Annotated in this window: 16 protein-coding genes, 1 tRNA gene and 1 pseudogene; 10 read left to right on the top strand and 8 right to left on the bottom strand. The window is 66.2% G+C overall.

Annotated elements, in window-relative coordinates; genetic code table 11:
- Positions 1-202 precede the first annotated feature (202 nt).
- Positions 203-673 carry a response regulator transcription factor gene (locus tag LRS03_RS24645; protein ID WP_257828873.1) on the top strand — a complete coding sequence of 157 codons (471 nt, stop codon included), beginning with the start codon at positions 203-205 and terminating at the stop codon, positions 671-673.
- On the opposite strand, the gene hemW is transcribed toward LRS03_RS24645, so the two are convergent.
- The 5 genes and pseudogenes from hemW to LRS03_RS24620 all read right to left on the bottom strand — a co-directional run bounded on the left by hemW (position 674) and on the right by LRS03_RS24620 (position 5,251).
- A complete protein-coding gene (gene hemW, locus LRS03_RS24640; RefSeq protein WP_257828872.1) occupies positions 674-1,837 on the bottom strand; it encodes a radical SAM family heme chaperone HemW in 1,164 nt (387 codons plus the stop codon).
- 164 nt (positions 1,838-2,001) lie between these two features.
- Positions 2,002-2,607, bottom strand: a complete 606-nt coding sequence (rdgB, locus tag LRS03_RS24635; protein ID WP_257828871.1) for an RdgB/HAM1 family non-canonical purine NTP pyrophosphatase — start codon at positions 2,605-2,607, stop codon at positions 2,002-2,004.
- A gap of 2 nt (positions 2,608-2,609) precedes the next feature.
- Positions 2,610-3,335, bottom strand: a complete 726-nt coding sequence (gene rph / locus LRS03_RS24630; protein WP_257828869.1) for a ribonuclease PH — start codon at positions 3,333-3,335, stop codon at positions 2,610-2,612.
- Between the two features lie 26 nt (positions 3,336-3,361).
- Positions 3,362-4,277: pseudogene (locus LRS03_RS24625) on the bottom strand (PP2C family protein-serine/threonine phosphatase).
- 5 nt (positions 4,278-4,282) lie between these two features.
- Positions 4,283-5,251: a serine/threonine protein kinase gene (locus LRS03_RS24620; RefSeq protein ID WP_047498909.1), complete on the bottom strand. Its 969-nt coding sequence runs from the start codon at positions 5,249-5,251 to the stop codon at positions 4,283-4,285.
- A 28-nt stretch (positions 5,252-5,279) separates the two neighbouring features.
- On the opposite strand from LRS03_RS24620, the gene LRS03_RS24615 reads away from it, so the two are divergent.
- The 4 genes from LRS03_RS24615 (at position 5,280) to LRS03_RS24600 (ending at position 9,454) form a co-directional block, all read left to right on the top strand.
- Complete coding sequence (locus LRS03_RS24615) at positions 5,280-6,224, top strand: YicC/YloC family endoribonuclease (protein WP_257828867.1); 945 nt, start codon at positions 5,280-5,282, stop codon at positions 6,222-6,224.
- On the top strand, positions 6,224-6,844 hold the full coding sequence (gene gmk / locus LRS03_RS24610) for a guanylate kinase (RefSeq protein ID WP_257828866.1): 621 nt from the start codon (positions 6,224-6,226) through the stop codon (positions 6,842-6,844). Before LRS03_RS24615 ends, gmk begins: the two co-directional genes overlap by 1 nt.
- 27 nt (positions 6,845-6,871) lie before the next feature.
- Positions 6,872-7,075 (top strand): DNA-directed RNA polymerase subunit omega, encoded by a 204-nt coding sequence (rpoZ, locus tag LRS03_RS24605; protein ID WP_257828865.1) that lies wholly within the window; start codon positions 6,872-6,874, stop codon positions 7,073-7,075.
- A gap of 99 nt (positions 7,076-7,174) precedes the next feature.
- Entirely contained in the window at positions 7,175-9,454 is a 2,280-nt protein-coding gene (locus tag LRS03_RS24600) for a RelA/SpoT family protein (protein WP_257828864.1), read from the top strand.
- 1 nt (position 9,455) lies between these two features.
- Here the strand turns inward: LRS03_RS24600 and greB are convergent, their stop codons facing one another.
- Positions 9,456-10,025 carry a transcription elongation factor GreB gene (greB, locus tag LRS03_RS24595; RefSeq protein WP_257828863.1) on the bottom strand — a complete coding sequence of 190 codons (570 nt, stop codon included), beginning with the start codon at positions 10,023-10,025 and terminating at the stop codon, positions 9,456-9,458.
- Between the two features lie 145 nt (positions 10,026-10,170).
- Between greB and LRS03_RS24590 the strand changes: the two genes are divergently transcribed.
- The 5 genes from LRS03_RS24590 to LRS03_RS24570 all read left to right on the top strand — a co-directional run bounded on the left by LRS03_RS24590 (position 10,171) and on the right by LRS03_RS24570 (position 14,611).
- Positions 10,171-11,262, top strand: coding sequence for a HAMP domain-containing protein (locus LRS03_RS24590; protein WP_257828862.1), 1,092 nt, complete (start codon positions 10,171-10,173; stop codon positions 11,260-11,262).
- A complete protein-coding gene (locus tag LRS03_RS24585; protein ID WP_257828860.1) occupies positions 11,259-12,488 on the top strand; it encodes an ATP-binding protein in 1,230 nt (409 codons plus the stop codon). Before LRS03_RS24590 ends, LRS03_RS24585 begins: the two co-directional genes overlap by 4 nt.
- A gap of 62 nt (positions 12,489-12,550) precedes the next feature.
- A complete protein-coding gene (locus LRS03_RS24580) occupies positions 12,551-13,018 on the top strand; it encodes an RrF2 family transcriptional regulator (RefSeq protein WP_257828857.1) in 468 nt (155 codons plus the stop codon).
- Positions 13,015-14,217 carry an NnrS family protein gene (locus tag LRS03_RS24575; RefSeq protein ID WP_257828855.1) on the top strand — a complete coding sequence of 401 codons (1,203 nt, stop codon included), beginning with the start codon at positions 13,015-13,017 and terminating at the stop codon, positions 14,215-14,217. The genes LRS03_RS24580 and LRS03_RS24575 overlap by 4 nt, the downstream gene beginning before the upstream one ends.
- Positions 14,218-14,224: 7 nt before the next feature.
- Complete coding sequence (locus tag LRS03_RS24570) at positions 14,225-14,611, top strand: SirB2 family protein (RefSeq protein WP_257828853.1); 387 nt, start codon at positions 14,225-14,227, stop codon at positions 14,609-14,611.
- A gap of 5 nt (positions 14,612-14,616) precedes the next feature.
- Here the strand turns inward: LRS03_RS24570 and LRS03_RS24565 are convergent, their stop codons facing one another.
- Both LRS03_RS24565 and LRS03_RS24560 read right to left on the bottom strand, forming a co-directional pair.
- Entirely contained in the window at positions 14,617-14,808 is a 192-nt protein-coding gene (locus tag LRS03_RS24565) for a hypothetical protein (protein ID WP_257828852.1), read from the bottom strand.
- A 156-nt stretch (positions 14,809-14,964) separates the two neighbouring features.
- Positions 14,965-15,041: transfer RNA gene (locus LRS03_RS24560), tRNA-Arg, on the bottom strand.
- Positions 15,042-15,048 lie beyond the last annotated feature (7 nt).

Here is a 15,048-nt window from a genome sequence, read left to right as displayed (position 1 = left end):
GGGCGTGAAAGTGCGCTCGCCCGGGCGCGGCAGCGCAAGCGAGTACCCTCGTCCGCATACCCTCAAAAGCACGTGTTCGATGGGGCCTGCCCATCCGGCCCGGTTCCCTAACACTTGGGGGTGCTGCACAGCAGCATGAGGTGGCACGATCGCTCACTCAGCGGCCGACCACGCAGCGGCCGCACAAGGGATGGGGACACGGATGACCAACCAGCATCAGAAGACCGATGCACACAGCGGTGAAGGCACGGCCGACACTCGTGTACTGGTGGGCAGCCGCGTCTGCCGCATCGTCTGCGTGGACGACATCGTGCCCAAACACGTGGTCGAGAGCCGCCGGCACGCGCGCCCGCGCCTCGTGTATGCCGAAGGCGAGCTGGCGCATTTCGAAGTGGGAGAGCACCGCTACGCGCTGGTGCTCGACGAGACCCCTGAAGAAAAGAACAGCATGCCGCGAGAGAACCTGCACGACCTGCTGACCAACCGCGAAATGCAGATCGTGCAGTTCATTTGCCTGGGCTACCTCACCAAGCAGATCGCCGACCGCCTGCACCTGAGCGAGTTCACGGTACGGTCCTACCTCAAGACCATCTACTGCAAGCTGGGGGTGCGTTCGCGTGCGGCGATGGTGTTCCGCTACACGCAGGCCTTCGGCTCGGCGAAGAGCGGCTGATCAGTCGGACAGAAAGAGCGCCTGCAGGTCCGAGAGGAAATCGAAGCCGCATGCGGTGGGCCACACGCGGGCGAAGTCGCGCCCGATGAACCCGCGTCGCTGCGCTTCGTCGAGCGGCTTCGCGATGCTGGACAGCGGCAGGCCGGTGCGCTCGGTGAAGCGCGCGAGTTCGAAGCCATCGCGCAGGCGCAGCGCGTTGAGCATGAACTCGAAGGCGAGCGCATCGCGCTTCACCTCTTCGTCATTGGAGATGGCCTGTCCTTCGGCGGCCTTTGCCATGTAGGTCTGTGGCTCGCGCCAGCGCACCTGGCGCACCACGCGATGCGGGAAGCTCAGCTTGCTGTGCGCACCGGCGCCGATGCCGAGGTAGTCGCCGAACTGCCAGTAGTTGAGGTTGTGCTGGCAGTGGTGGCCTCGTTGCGCAAAGGCCGAAACTTCGTAGCGCGCGAGGCCCGCGCGCTCGGTCTCGGCGGTGATGAGATCCAGCATGTCGAAGGCCGTGTCGTCGTCGGGCACCACGGGGGGGTGCTTGGCGAACCAGGTGTTGGCCTCGATCGTCAGGTGGTAGATCGACAGGTGCGGCGGCGCGAACGAGAGCGCCTGCGCCACGTCTTCGCGCAGCTCGGCGAGCGTCTGCCCGGGCAGCGCATACATCAGGTCGAGGTTGAAGGTCTCGAAAGAGTCCTTCGCTTCTTCCACCGCAGCCTGCGCCTGGGCGGCGTCGTGCACACGACCGATGGCTTCGAGCTTGTCGTCGTTGAAGCTCTGCACGCCGATCGACAGGCGCGTCACACCGGCTTGCCGGTAGCCCCGGAAGCGGTCGCGCTCGAAGGTGCCGGGGTTGGCTTCGAGCGTGATCTCGCAACCCGGCTCCAGCGGCAGGCGCGCACGCACGTCGGCAATCAACTCGCCGATCGCCTCGGGCGAGAAGAGGCTCGGTGTGCCACCGCCGATGAAGACGCTGTGGATACGGCGGCCCCAGATGAAGGGCAGCGCGGCTTCGAGGTCGGCGCGCAGCGCCGCGAGATAAGCCGCCTCGGGCAGTCCACCTTGCTGCTCGTGCGAATTGAAATCGCAGTACGGGCATTTCTTCAGGCACCACGGCAGGTGCACGTAGAGCGCCAGCGGCGGCAACGCGCCGAGGTTCATGACCCCGGGGCGCATGTAGCGCGCAACCAATTCCTCGGTGCGACCGGGGCCAGCTGGTTGGACGGGAATCACGACCAGCACCTTTCATCAAGCGGCTGCCGTGGAACCGGCTTTGCCGGGCCACTGGCAGCGCCCCTTGAGGGGGAGGCGCGCAGCGCCTCCGGGGGTGGGTCATCCATTCAGCCAAGGTGCCACACCTCGCGCATCAGCGCGAGCATCTGGCGCGAGGCGATGGCTCTGTGGCTGTGCGCATTCTTGGTGGCGGCGTCCAGCTCTGCGACGCTCCTGCCCAGTGACGGGATGAACATCAACGGGTCGTAGCCGAAGCCGCCTTCACCGCGGCGCTCCCGCAGGAGCACGCCGTCCCAGCGGCCAAAGGCGATCAACGGCTCGGGATCGTCGGCCGAACGCACTGCGACCAACGCACTGACGAAACGCGCGCGGCGGTCGTCCTTGTCGTCCATCTGCTCCAGCAAGACACGGTTGTTCTCGTCATCGTCCTTGGGGCGACCGAAGAGCGTCGCGTAGCGGGCCGAGAGCACACCGGGCGAGCCACCAAGTGCGTCGACACAGAGGCCCGAGTCGTCTGCAATCGCCGCCGACTTCGCATGGGCCGCGGCATGCCGCGCCTTTTCCAACGCGTTCTCCACGAAGGTGACGTGCGGCTCTTCGGCTTCGGAAATGCCGAGGCTGCCTTGGGTGACCAGCTCCAGGCCCAGCGGCGCAAACAGCGTCTGCAGCTCGACCAGCTTCTTGGCGTTGTTGGACGCCAGCACCAGACGCATGTTCAGCCCTCAAGCGCCAGGCGCTGCGCAGCCACGAGTTCGCGGATGCCCTTGTCGGCGAGCGCGAGCAGTTCGTCCATGTCACCGCGCGTGAAGGCCACACCTTCGGCCGTGCCCTGCACTTCGACGAAGCTGCCGGCGGCGGTCATCACCACGTTCATGTCGGTGTCGCAGGCCGAGTCTTCGATGTATTCCAGGTCGAGCAAGGGCGTGCCTTCGACGATGCCCACCGAGATCGCGGCCACCGCTTCGCGAATCGGCGACTCGACCAGCAGGCCCTGTTTCTGCAGCCACTTCACCGCATCGGCCGCGGCCACGTAGGCGCCGGTGATGGCCGCGGTGCGCGTGCCACCGTCGGCTTGCAGCACGTCGCAGTCGAGGTGGATGGTACGTTCGCCGAGCTTCTTGAGGTCGAACACGCAGCGCAACGAGCGGCCGATGAGGCGCTGGATCTCCTGCGTGCGGCCGCTCTGCTTGCCGCGAGCGGCTTCGCGGTCGCCACGCGTGTGGGTCGCGCGCGGCAGCATGCCGTATTCGGCGGTCACCCAGCCCTCTCCGCTGCCCCGCTTATGCGGCGGCACCTTCTCTTCCACCGAAGCGGTGCACAGCACCTTGGTGTCGCCGAAGGCGATAAGGACAGAACCTTCGGCGTGCTTGGTGTAGCCGCGCGTGATGGTGACGGGGCGCAGGGCGTCTGCGGGACGGGATTGGGTGCGTTGGAAGCTCATCGCCGTATTGTCGGCGATGGCAAGTCTTACGACTTCTTCTGCGACGAGCGACGGATCGCCTCGTTGATCTCGCGGATCGAGCGTTCGATCTCGGCCTCGTCCAGTTCGTCGGGCGGTTCCTGGCCGAGCACGCTCGCCTGAATGGTTGACGCGAACACCTCTTCGCCCAGGGTCTGGGTCGAGATGCCGGAGTTGCTGTCACCGTCTTCGGCCGATTCCCACTCGACGGCCAGCACCGACACGTTGTCGCTCTTCGGGCCGCCGTTGCGCAGCGCCTGCTCGACGAGCTTCGGGCACGGCATCGGAGATGGTGTTGCGCGCGAGCTGGTCAGTGATCTCGGCGTCGCTCACGGTACCCCAGAGACCGTCGGAACACAGCAGCAGCCGGTCGCCAGCCTGCAGCATGAGCGGGCCGACGGTGTCGACCACCGGCTTGCCGGGGCTGCCGAGGCAGGTGAAAAGCACGTTGCGGTTGAAGCGCTCGCCCATGGGCACGACGTGGCTCATGGTCTCTTGCAGCTCGGAATACGAGTGGTCGCGGGTGCGGGCCACGAGCTTCTCGCCGCGCACGAGGTACAGGCGCGAATCACCGCAGTGCGCCCAGTAGGCCGAGTTGCCCTGCAGCACGCAGGCGACGACGGTGGTGCGTGGTGTGTCGATCAGCGCCTTTTGCGTGGCGTAGCGCAGCAGCTGGTGGTGGCCCGAGATGATGGCTTCGTGCAGGAAGCGCATCGGCTCCTTCAGCGTGGGCTTGGCATCACGCTGAAACATCGCGGCCAGCGTCTGCAGCGCGAGCTGCGAGGCGACCTCGCCTTCGGGGTGGCCGCCCATGCCGTCTGCCAGCGCGAAGAGACCGGAGTCCCGCGTGTAGCAGTAGCCCATGCGGTCTTCGTTCTTCTCGCGGCCGCCCTTGCGGCTGACCTGGTAGACGCTGAATCGCATCGGGTTTAGGCCTTCGCGCCGGTGGTGAGGTTTTCGAGTTGCAGCTTCAGGCGTTCGCTGAAGCTGAGCTTGGTGTAGCGGCGCTCGGTCTCACGCGCCAGTTCCTTCTGCAGCGAGAACACGCTCTGCGGACGCGATAGCGGGTCGAGCGACATGCACCACTCGGTCACTTCGATCAGGTTGTCGGAGTAGACGTTGCGCAGGCGCGAAAGGCTCAGCGCCAGGCGGTCCTTCTCGATGCGCTGGGGCGCGTCGTTGGGCGGGTAGCCCTGCATGCAGGCGTAGATGCAGGCGCCCACCGCATAGATGTCGGTCCAGGGGCCGAGCGTGCCGTCGCGGCGGTACATCTCGGGCGCCGCAAAACCCGGCGTGTACATCGGGCGGATGAAGTTGCCTTCCTTGCTCAGCACTTCACGCGCCGCGCCGAAGTCGAGCAGCACCGCCTTGTTTTCGTTGGTGATGAAGATGTTGGCCGGCTTGATGTCCAGGTGCAGCATCTTGTGCTGGTGCACGATGCGCAAGCCGCGCAGGATCTCGTCGAAGAGACTGCGGATGGTGGACTCGCGGAAGACCTTGTCGCGCTTGAGATCGCGGGCGGTGACGATGAAGTCCTGCAGGGTGTCGCCCTGCAGGTAGTTCATCACCATGTAGACGGTGTCGTTCTCGCGGAAGAAATTGAGCACCGAGACCACGCTCGGGTGCGAGATCTGCGCGAGGTTGCGGCCTTCTTCGAAGAAACTCTTCAGACCCAGGCGGTACAACGGCTGCTTCTCGGGCTTGACGCGCGGCATCAGCTCGCCAGGGGCACGCTCTGCCAGAGACGACGGCAGGTATTCCTTGACGGCCACCAGATGCCGATCGGAATCTTCCGCAAGGTACACGACGCCAAAGCCACCGGCTGCCAGTTTCTTGATGATCTGGTACCCGCCGACCACGGTGCCCGAAGGCAATGGCGCAGGTTTCGGCTTTGACATAATCTCTTTTTGCAATGCGATAAGTCGAATGCCAGTCTACAGCATGACCGGGTACGCAAGCGCCACCGCCGGGGCGCAATCTGCGACAGAAACCACAGGGGCCACCGAGGCTTCCAGCGCCCGCTCCGGGCCCTCTGCGGCAGCCAGCGTGACGGTGGAGCTGCGCTCCGTCAATGGCCGGTTCCTGGACCTGGGCTTTCGCCTTCCCGATGAGTTCCGCTCGCTGGAACCGGCTCTGCGCGACCTGATCACGGGGGCCTTCCGGCGGGGCAAGATCGAGTTGCGCCTCAACGCAGCCACCTCCGCCGACAACGCCTGGCCGACACCTCAGCCCGAGCAGATGAACCGGCTGGCGCGCCTCGAATCCACGATCCAGGGCTGGCTGCCCAAGGCCCAAAACCTGTCGGTGCACGAGGTCATGCAGTGGTGCAAGGGCGGGACGGCTACCGAGAAACTTGACGACGTGGCCCTTGAAGCCGCTCGACAGTGCATCGCCGGCCTGCGCGACGCACGCAAGCGCGAGGGCGACAAGCTGGTCGCGGTGCTGATGGAACGCGTCACCAGCCTGCGCGAGCTGGCGGCCAAGGCCGAGCCGTTGATCCCCGCCGTCGTGCAGCGTCTGCAACAGCGCTTCGTCGAACGCTGGCAAGAGGCGCTGGCCGCCACCGGCGGTGGCCAGGGGGTTTCGCAGGAAGCACTGCAGGAACGCGCCCTCAACGAAGCTGCCGCCTATGCCATCCGCATCGACGTGGCCGAAGAACTGGCCCGCCTGCGCGCCCACCTCGACGAAATAGCCCGCCTGCTCAAGGCGGGTGGTGAGGTGGGGAAACGGCTCGACTTCCTGATACAGGAGTTGCTTCGCGAAGCCAACACACTGGCCTCCAAATCTTCCACGCTTGAGCTGACCAACATCTCGGTGGAGATGAAAGTCCTGATCGAACAGCTGCGCGAGCAGGTCCAAAATCTCGAGTGATGGACTACCCCGGCAATCTCTTCGTGGTGGCGGCGCCCAGCGGTGCCGGCAAGTCGAGCCTGGTCAAGGCCCTGTTGGAGCTGGACTCGCACTTGGTGGTGTCGGTCTCGCACACCACCCGCAAGCCGCGTGGCCAGGAGCAAGACGGCCGCGAGTACCACTTCATCAGCGAGCAGCTCTTCCGCGAGAAGGTCGACCACGGCGACTTCTTCGAATGGGCCGAGGTGCACGGCAACCTCTACGGCACCTCAAAGGCGGGTGTCGAAGCCCAGATCAAGACCGGCCAGGATGTCGTGCTCGAGATCGACTGGCAGGGAGCCCTGCAGATCAAGAAGCTCTTCCCGAACGCGATCCTGATCTTCATCCTGCCACCGAGCTGGGACGAGCTGGCCCAGCGCCTGACCCGCCGCGGCGAGGACGCACCCGCGGTGATCGAGGAGCGGCTGCGCAATGCCCGCATCGAGGTGGCCCAGGCCCAGCACTTCGACTTCGTTATAATCAACGCTCTTTTCGAGACGGCGCTTTTTGACCTGAAAGCCATCGTCCACTCTCAGCGCCTCAAATACGCTGCTCTGCGTCGAAGCAAGCCCGCTGTCTTCGCCGCCCTGAATCTCGGTTAACACCTCAGCCAGACCCCGGAGTACCGCATGGCCCGCATCACCGTCGAAGACTGCCTCCAGAAGATCCCCAACCGCTTCCAGCTGGTGCTCGCCGCGACCTACCGCGCCCGCATGCTGAGCCAGGGTCATGCCCCCAAGATCGAAACCAAGAACAAACCCGGCGTGACCGCGCTGCGAGAAATCGCCGCCGGTGAAGTCGGCGTCGAAATGCTGCGCAAAGTGCCCGTCTGATCGAGACTCGCACACACTTCGAGAACAACGGCCCTTCGGGGCCGTTTGCATTTGTGCACACGGGGACGCCGCCCGGCGATCCGCGATAAATTCGGGGGCATGGCCAGCCCCATCACCTGGATACGCGACGCCGCCACCGGCGTGACGCGACGCGCGCGTGAAGCGCCGCCGCCGAAGGTGAGCGACGCTGCAGCCGCGTCATTCGCGACCCTGGTCAAGAAGCTCGACTACCTCGACGCCGCCGACATCAAGCGCGTGCGGGAAGCCTACCGCTTCGCCGACGAGGCCCACCTGGGCCAGTTCCGCGCCAGCGGTGAGCCCTACATCACCCACCCCATCGCCGTGGCCGGCCTGTGCGCCGACTGGAAGCTCGACGCGCAAGCCATCATGGCCGCGCTGATGCACGACGCGATGGAAGACTGCGGTGTCACCAAAGTCGAGTTGATCGAGCGCTTCGGGGGCGCCACCGCCGACCTGGTCGACGGGCTCACGAAACTGGACAAGATCCAGTTCTCCACGAAGGAAGAGTCGCAGGCCGAATCCTTCCGCAAGATGCTGCTGGCGATGGCGCGCGACGTACGCGTGATCCTCATCAAGCTGGCCGACCGGCTGCACAACATGCGCACGATGGAGGCGATGGCCGCCGCCAAGCGTGTGCGCATTGCCCGCGAAACGCTCGACATCTTCGCCCCCATCGCCCACCGCCTGGGCCTGAACCAGACCTACCGCGAGTTGCAGGAGCTGTCGTTCCAGTACCTGCGACCGTGGCGGCACGCGGCGCTCTCGAAGGCGATCAACCGCGCCCGCGGCTACCGGCGCGACATCGTCGAGCGCATCCAGAAGGAAGTGGAGAAGGCCTTCGCCGACGCCAAGCAGAAGGTGCAGGTGCACGGCCGCGAGAAGACGCTCTTTTCCATCTACGCCAAGATGCGCGAGAAGCACCTGACCTTCGCGCAGGTGAACGACATCTTCGGATTCCGCATCGTCGTCAGCACGCTGCCCGAGTGTTACCTGGCGTTGGGCGTGCTGCACCAGCTCTACAAGCCGCTGCCGGGCCGCTTCAAGGACTACATCGCCATCCCCAAGGCCAACGGCTACCAGTCGCTGCACACCACGCTGGTCAGCCCTCTGGGCACGGCGGTCGAGTTCCAGATCCGCACCGAGCCCATGCATGCGGTGGCCGAAAAAGGCATCGCCGCGCACTGGATGTACAAGATCGGCGGCAGCTCCCAGCCGCAGGATGCGCAGCGCCTGGGCGCACTCTGGCTGCAGTCGCTGGTCGACATCCAGGACGAAACCCGCGACGCGAGCGAGTTCCTGGAGCACGTGAAGATCGACCTCTTCCCGGATGCGGTCTACGTGTTCACGCCCAAATCCAAGATCATGGCGCTGCCGCGCGGGGCGACGCCGGTCGACTTCGCCTACGCCATCCACTCCGACGTGGGCGACCATTGCGTCGCGGCCAAGGTCAACGGCGACCCGGTGGCGCTGCGCACCGAGCTGCGCAGCGGCGACGTGGTCGAGATCGTCACCGCCCCCGGCGCCCGGCCCAACCCGGGCTGGCTCAACTTCGTGCGCACGGGCCGTGCGCGCTCGAAGATCCGCCACTACCTCAAGAACATGGAGCAGGAAGAGTCGCAGCAGCTCGGCGAGAAGCTGCTCGCGCAAGCCCTGCGCGCCGAGGGCATGACCCTGCCCGACAGCGACCCCAACGATGCCGCTGCCGTTGCACTCTGGCAGGCCCTCACCCGCTGGAGCGGCAACCGCACGCGGGCCGACCTGCTGACCGACATCGGCCTCGGCCGCAAGATCGCCATCATCGTCGCCAAACGCCTCGCGCAGCTGATGCTTGAGCGCGGCTCCAAGCCCGATGCGCTCACGCTGACGATGGGTCGCTACGCCGCGCAAGACGACCTCACGCCCAGCCAGGGACTGGTGGTGATCGACGGCTCCGAAGGTGCCTCGGTGCAGATGGCCACCTGCTGCCGCCCCATCCCGGGCGACGACATCGTCGGCTACCTGGGCCGTGGCGAAGGCCTGCTCGTGCACACCGCTGAGTGCAGCATTGGCAAGCGCCTCTTCGAGCGCGACAGCGAACGCTGGATCACCGTCGACTGGGCAGAGGAGCCGGTGCGCTCTTTCGAGACCAGCATCACCATCCTACTGAAGAACGGCAAGGGCGTGCTGGCGCAGGTGGCGCAAGCCGTGAGTTCGGTCGAGGCCGACATCTCCCACATCGACATGGACGACGAGGCCGCCGCCGAAACCACCGAGCTGCGCCTGCTCATCAGCGTGCGCGACCGGCAGCACCTCGCCGACGTGATGCGCACCCTGCGCCGTGCGCCTGCGGTGTTGAAGGTGCTGCGCCTCAAGCCCTGAGTCAGGCCTGGGGCTCCGGCTTCGGGTACGCGACCTCCACCACTTCCAGCTTCTCCAGCCCGCCGGGCGTGACGAGCGAGACCTCGTCACCCACCCGCGCCTTCAGCAGCGCGCGTGCGATCGGCGAGATCCAGCTCACCTCGCCCTTCAGGTTGTCGGCCTCGTCGATGCCCTTGATCGTGATCGTGCGTTCGTCACCGTCCTCGTTGGCATAGGTCACCGTCGCGCCAAAGAAGATCTGGTCGTTGCCGAAATGCGCCGACGGGTCGGCCACCTCGGCGATGTCCAGCCGCTTGGTGAGGAAGCGGATGCGGCGATCGATCTCGCGCAGGCGCTTCTTGCCGTAGAGGTAGTCGCCGTTTTCGGAACGGTCGCCGTTCTTCGCCGCCCACGACACCACCTCGACCACCTTGGGCCGCTCCACATCGAGCAGCGACATCAGCTCTGCGCGCAGGCGCTTGTAGCCCTCGGGCGTCAGGTAATTCCTGGTGCCCGCAGGCAGCGGCGGAAGGCCGGGGCTGTCGTCGTCATCGTCATCGCCTTCCGGCTCCTTGGTGAAGGCCTTGTTCATATTGCAGCGGCTCCGCGAGCGGCGACGAGGCAGCGGGTGGAGGGTTTTTCCGGGCTCATGGGCGCGATTTTGCCGGCGCATCAGCCCCCTCACAGGCGGCTCGGAGTTTCATAATGAACTTCACGCCCACGACAAGCAAAAACTCGTGAACACCGGGCCGAGCATTCGCAGAGGGTGGCACCACGCAGCAGGCGCCTGGCAGCGTTTGCGCGACAGCTATTTCCTGCGGCGCCTGCTGCTGTGCGCCCTGGCCGTGGCGCTGCCGCTGCTCGGACTGCACGCCTACACGCTGTACCGCCAGGCTGAAGACACCAAAGCCGACGCCGTCGCGGCGGTGCTCGCTCGTTCGGAAAAGGCCGCACAGGATCTCGACGCCGTCTTCAGCCGCGCCGAGCGTGTGCTCAAGTTCCTTTCCACCCGGCAGGAACTGCAGGAACTCGACGGCAGCGGCTGCAGCGAGCTGATCAAGGGGCTGACGTCCATCGACCCGATGCTGGCCAACGTGGGCGCTGTCGACATGCAGGGCGCGCCGCTGTGCCTGTCGATCGTCTCGCCGGCGCGCTTCAAGTCATACAAGGACGTGGGCTGGTTCAAGGAAGCACTGGTGCAGCCCGGCACCTTCCTCAGCAAGCCCTTCTACGGCGACATCAGCCAGCGCCCGCTGGTCAATCTGGTGATGCCCGTCAACAACGCGCGGGGCGAACGCATCGGCTTTCTCGGCGCAGCGATCGACCTCACCCGGCTCACCGACTCCATCCTCTCGCGCAACGGCCTGCCGCCGGGCAGCTTGGTCTCGGTGCTCAACAAAGAGGGCGTTCTCTACGCACGCAACCCGGGGCTGCGTGAGTGGATGGGCAAGTCGGTGCCGACCGAGACGAGCCAAGGCGAATTGCGCGTCGACAAGACACTCTTCGTCGGCATGAGCAACGACGGTGTGGAACGCCTCTTCGCGCGCACGCGGCTCGAACACTACGGCCTGATCGCCAGCGCCGGCGTGCCGATGGCCGCGGTGGCCGGCAGCAGCCAGGCCGACCTGCGCCGCAGCGTCTTCACCGCGCTGGTGGTGGGCCTGGTCGCGCTGCTGGTGGCGGGCTACGCGGTGCGGCGGCTGACAGCGCCCTTGCACAGCCTGAGCGAAACCGCCCGCGCACTCGCTGCAGGCGCGCCCGAAGCCCGGGCCGACGATGCGCTGCCGGGTGAATTCCGCCAGCTCGCCATCGAGACTTCAACCGCATGATCGAAACGCGCGACGCGGCCGAGACCTCACGCCGCGCGCAGGCCGCCGCCGAAGCGGCCAATCAGGCCAAGAGCGAGTTCCTGGCCCACATGAGCCACGAGATCCGCACGCCGATGAACGCCATCCTCGGCCTCACCGACCTCACCCTGCGCACGCCGCTCAGCGACGCACAGCGCCGCTACCTCACGCAGACACGGGCCGCCGCATCGTCGCTGCTCGACATCATCAGCGACATCCTCGACTTCTCGAAGATCGAAGCCGGCAAGCTCGAACTCGAACTGCATGAGTTCACGCTGGCGTCGGTGCTGGAGCGGGTGCGCAACATCGTCAGCCTGAAAGCGCACGACAAGGGCCTGGCCCTCGCGATGCACGTGGGCGACGACGTGCCGGCGGTGCTGGTGGGCGATGCGCTGCGCCTGCAGCAGACGCTGGTGAACCTGTGCGGCAACGCGGTGAAGTTCACCGCCGCCGGCCAGGTGCGGCTGACGGTCGAGCGCAACGGCGTGGCGCCCGACGGGCGCTGCGAGCTGCGCTTCACCGTGCGCGACACCGGCCGCGGCATGACGCCCGAGCAGGTGGCCGCGCTCTTCACCCCGTTCACCCAAGGCGATGCGTCGGTCAACCGAGAGTACGGTGGCACTGGCCTGGGTCTCGCGATCTCGCGGCAGCTGGTTGAACTGATGGGCGGTCAGATCGGCGTGCAGAGTGCGCCGGGGGCAGGCAGCGAGTTCCACTTCAACCTGGCCTTTGTCGTGGGCCGGGCCGGGGTGGAGCCGAATACGGCAGCCGCCCCACACATCCACAAGAGCGAGGGCAACATGGCCGTGCTGCAAGGCGCCCGCCTTCTGCTGGTGGAAGACAACGAACTCAACCGCATCGTCGCATGCGACCTGCTGACCAACGTGGCGGGCGCCGTGGTCGAGATCGCCACCAACGGGCGCGAGGCGATCGACACGCTGGAGCGCTCGCTCGCGTTCGACGCGGTGCTGATGGACGTGCAGATGCCCGGCATGGATGGCTACGAGGCCACGCGCCTGATCCGCCAGGACGCCCGGTGGCGCGAGCTGCCCATCATTGCGATGACCGCCCACGCAACGCCCAGCGACCAGGAGAAATGCCTGCGCGCCGGCATGAACGGCTTCATCACCAAGCCCTTCGAGCCGGTGGAACTCTTCAGCCTGCTGCGCCACTGGGTGGAGATGCGCCGCACGCACGGCAAGGCTTGACCTGGGTCAAGCCGGGGCCCACCCACGCTTCCTACGATAGGTGCATTCCGAATGCACCTTTGATGAAACTCACCAGCTTCACCGACTACAGCCTGCGCGTGCTGATCTACCTCGCCGCCCAGCCGGGCCGTCGGGCCACCGTGACCGAGATCGCGCAAAGTTTCGACATCTCGGAGCACCATCTCACCAAGGTCGTGCACTTCCTCGGCAAGCAGGGCTGGCTGACCACCGTGCGTGGCAAAGGCGGCGGGCTCAGCCTCGCACAGCCCCCGGAGCAGATCATCGTCGGCGAGGTGGTGCGGCGCACCGAAGGCATCGACACCCCGGCCGAATGTTTCGGCCCCACGGAACATCGTTGCCGCATCGAGCGCCTGTGCCATCTGCGCGGCGTGCTGCAGCGGGCGATCGACGCCTTCTACAGCGTGCTCAATAGCTGCTCGCTGGCCGACATCACGCACAACCGCGCCGAGCTGGCACGCGTGCTGTTCATGCCGCAGGACGACGCACACCATGGCGAGGTGACGCGGTGAGCTCGCCTGTGCTGCTGCGACTTGACGAGCCGCCTGCTCCCGGACCCGCACCACGCGGCTTTGCGCTGTGGGCACTCGGGTTCCGGCCGTTCTACCTGCTGGCCAGCAGCTTCTCAGCCGTGTCGATCGTGTTGTGGTCGCTGCAATTCACCGGCTGGCTGCCACAGCCGTACCTCGCCGCGCCTCTGTGGCATGCGCATGAGATGGTGTTCGGGTTCACGCTGGCGGTGGTGGTGGGGTTCCTGTTCACCGCCGGGCGGAATTGGTCGGGGCGACCCACACCGAGCGGCGGCGTGCTGATGGCGCTCGCCGCCCTGTGGGTGGCCGGGCGCGTGCTGGTGCTGACACCGTGGGGTCTGCTGTCAGCCATCGTCAACGCGGCCTTTCCGTTTGCCGCAGCCGTGGCGCTGGCGATCCCGTTCTGGCGCTCGCGCAACCGGCGCAACTACTTCTTCGTCGGCCTGCTCGCATTGATGGGTCTGGCCAACCTCGGCCTGCACCTGTCGCAGCTGGGGGCGATCGATCTGCCCGGTTGGCTCGGCCTTCAGCTCGCACTCGACGTGGTGCTCTTCATCATGGCGGTGATGGGCGGGCGTGTGATCCCGATGTTCACCAACAACGGCGTGCCGAATGCCAACGCCATGCGGCACCCGTGGGTGGAGAAACTCGCGCTCGGCAGCGTCCTCGTGCTGCTCGTCGCGGGGCTGCAACCGCTGCCCGCTGCAGTGATGGCATCGATCGCCGGCTTCGCCGCAGTGGCGCACGGCATCCGTCTCGCGCTGTGGCAGCCGTGGACCACCCTGCGCAAGCCGCTGGTCTGGGTGCTGCACCTCGGCTACGCCTGGATCGTGCTGCACCTGGCGCTGCGGGCCGCGGCGTTGCTGGGTGAGGTGCCGATGTCGGCAGCCGTGCATGCGCAGACCGTCGGCGCTATCGGCGGGCTCGTGATCGGCATGATGACGCGCACGGCGCGCGGCCACACCGCAAGGCCCCTGAAGGCAGACCGTGCCGACACCTGCGCCTACGTGCTGGTGGCATCGGCCGCCCTGGTGCGCGTGTTCATGCCGATGGTCTGGCCGGCGTGGGCCCTCCCCGCGCTGTTGCTCTCGGCTGCATTGTGGTCTGCGGGCTTTGGTGTCTATGCAGTGCGTTACTGGCCGGTGCTGAGCCGGCCCCGGCTCGACGGCCAACCCGGCTGAGGCGCACATGGACTACTCCACCGTCAAGCTCATTCACCAGAGCGCCGTCGCGCTCTCGATCGCCGGCTTTGCCCTGCGCGCCACAGCATCGCTCGCGGGCGCCCGATGGGTACACGAGCGCGCGGCGAAGACGATGCCGCATGTGATCGACACCGTGCTGCTCGCCAGCGCCCTGACGTTGGCCGCTTGGTTGCAGCTCAACCCGCTCACCACCCCGTGGCTCGCTGCGAAGATCGTGGCGCTGCTGGCCTACATCGGCTTCGGCATGGTGGCGCTGAGGCCGGCACGGCCAGGGCCGGTGCGGCTCATGGCGGTGCTGGCGGCCTTCGTGGCGCTCGCCTACATCGTCTCGGTGGCAATCACCAAAAATCCTCTCCCGGGTCTCACGACGTGAGCGGCTCAGTGTTCCTTGCGCGTGAGGCGGAAGACAATCACCACGATGCCCGCATAAACAGGCAGCAGCAGGTAGAAAATCCTGCTCGGCACGAACACAAATTCACCCGTGCTGCGCGTATCCAGGAAGACTTCCATCCCGACGAGGAAGAACAGCCAGGGCAGCGCGATGGCGAGGAAGCGGATGAAAGAGTGCATGGCGCGACGCTGATCGATGGAACCCAGTGCGCGATGTTCGCAGAGAAGAAGCCGATCGTGAACCACGGAAACCGGTGTCTCCGCAGGGACTGAGCCCACAAAGACAAACGCCCTAGAGGCGCAAACCTCTAAGGCGTTGGTCTAGAACGATTGTTCTGGCGCGGCTGGCAGGATTCGAACCCACGACCCCTTGGTTCGTAGCCAAGTACTCTATCCAACTGAGCTACAGCCGCGAAGCCT

Source organism: Rhizobacter sp. J219, from assembly GCF_024700055.1.
Classification (GTDB): Bacteria; Pseudomonadota; Gammaproteobacteria; order Burkholderiales; family Burkholderiaceae_C; genus Rhizobacter.
This window is presented reverse-complemented; position numbering and strand designations above follow the sequence as displayed.

Coding starts and splice junctions, on each gene's coding strand:
- LRS03_RS24645 (WP_257828873.1), top strand. CDS start 203: ATGACCAACCAGCATCAGAAGACCGATGCACACAGCGGTGAAGGCACG.
- hemW (WP_257828872.1), bottom strand. CDS start 1,837: ATGCGCCCCGGGGTCATGAACCTCGGCGCGTTGCCGCCGCTGGCGCTC.
- rdgB (WP_257828871.1), bottom strand. CDS start 2,607: ATGCGTCTGGTGCTGGCGTCCAACAACGCCAAGAAGCTGGTCGAGCTG.
- rph (WP_257828869.1), bottom strand. CDS start 3,335: ATGAGCTTCCAACGCACCCAATCCCGTCCCGCAGACGCCCTGCGCCCC.
- LRS03_RS24620 (WP_047498909.1), bottom strand. CDS start 5,251: ATGTCAAAGCCGAAACCTGCGCCATTGCCTTCGGGCACCGTGGTCGGC.
- LRS03_RS24615 (WP_257828867.1), top strand. CDS start 5,280: ATGCCAGTCTACAGCATGACCGGGTACGCAAGCGCCACCGCCGGGGCG.
- gmk (WP_257828866.1), top strand. CDS start 6,224: ATGGACTACCCCGGCAATCTCTTCGTGGTGGCGGCGCCCAGCGGTGCC.
- rpoZ (WP_257828865.1), top strand. CDS start 6,872: ATGGCCCGCATCACCGTCGAAGACTGCCTCCAGAAGATCCCCAACCGC.
- LRS03_RS24600 (WP_257828864.1), top strand. CDS start 7,175: ATGGCCAGCCCCATCACCTGGATACGCGACGCCGCCACCGGCGTGACG.
- greB (WP_257828863.1), bottom strand. CDS start 10,025: ATGAACAAGGCCTTCACCAAGGAGCCGGAAGGCGATGACGATGACGAC.
- LRS03_RS24585 (WP_257828860.1), top strand. CDS start 11,259: ATGATCGAAACGCGCGACGCGGCCGAGACCTCACGCCGCGCGCAGGCC.
- LRS03_RS24580 (WP_257828857.1), top strand. CDS start 12,551: ATGAAACTCACCAGCTTCACCGACTACAGCCTGCGCGTGCTGATCTAC.
- LRS03_RS24570 (WP_257828853.1), top strand. CDS start 14,225: ATGGACTACTCCACCGTCAAGCTCATTCACCAGAGCGCCGTCGCGCTC.
- LRS03_RS24565 (WP_257828852.1), bottom strand. CDS start 14,808: ATGCACTCTTTCATCCGCTTCCTCGCCATCGCGCTGCCCTGGCTGTTC.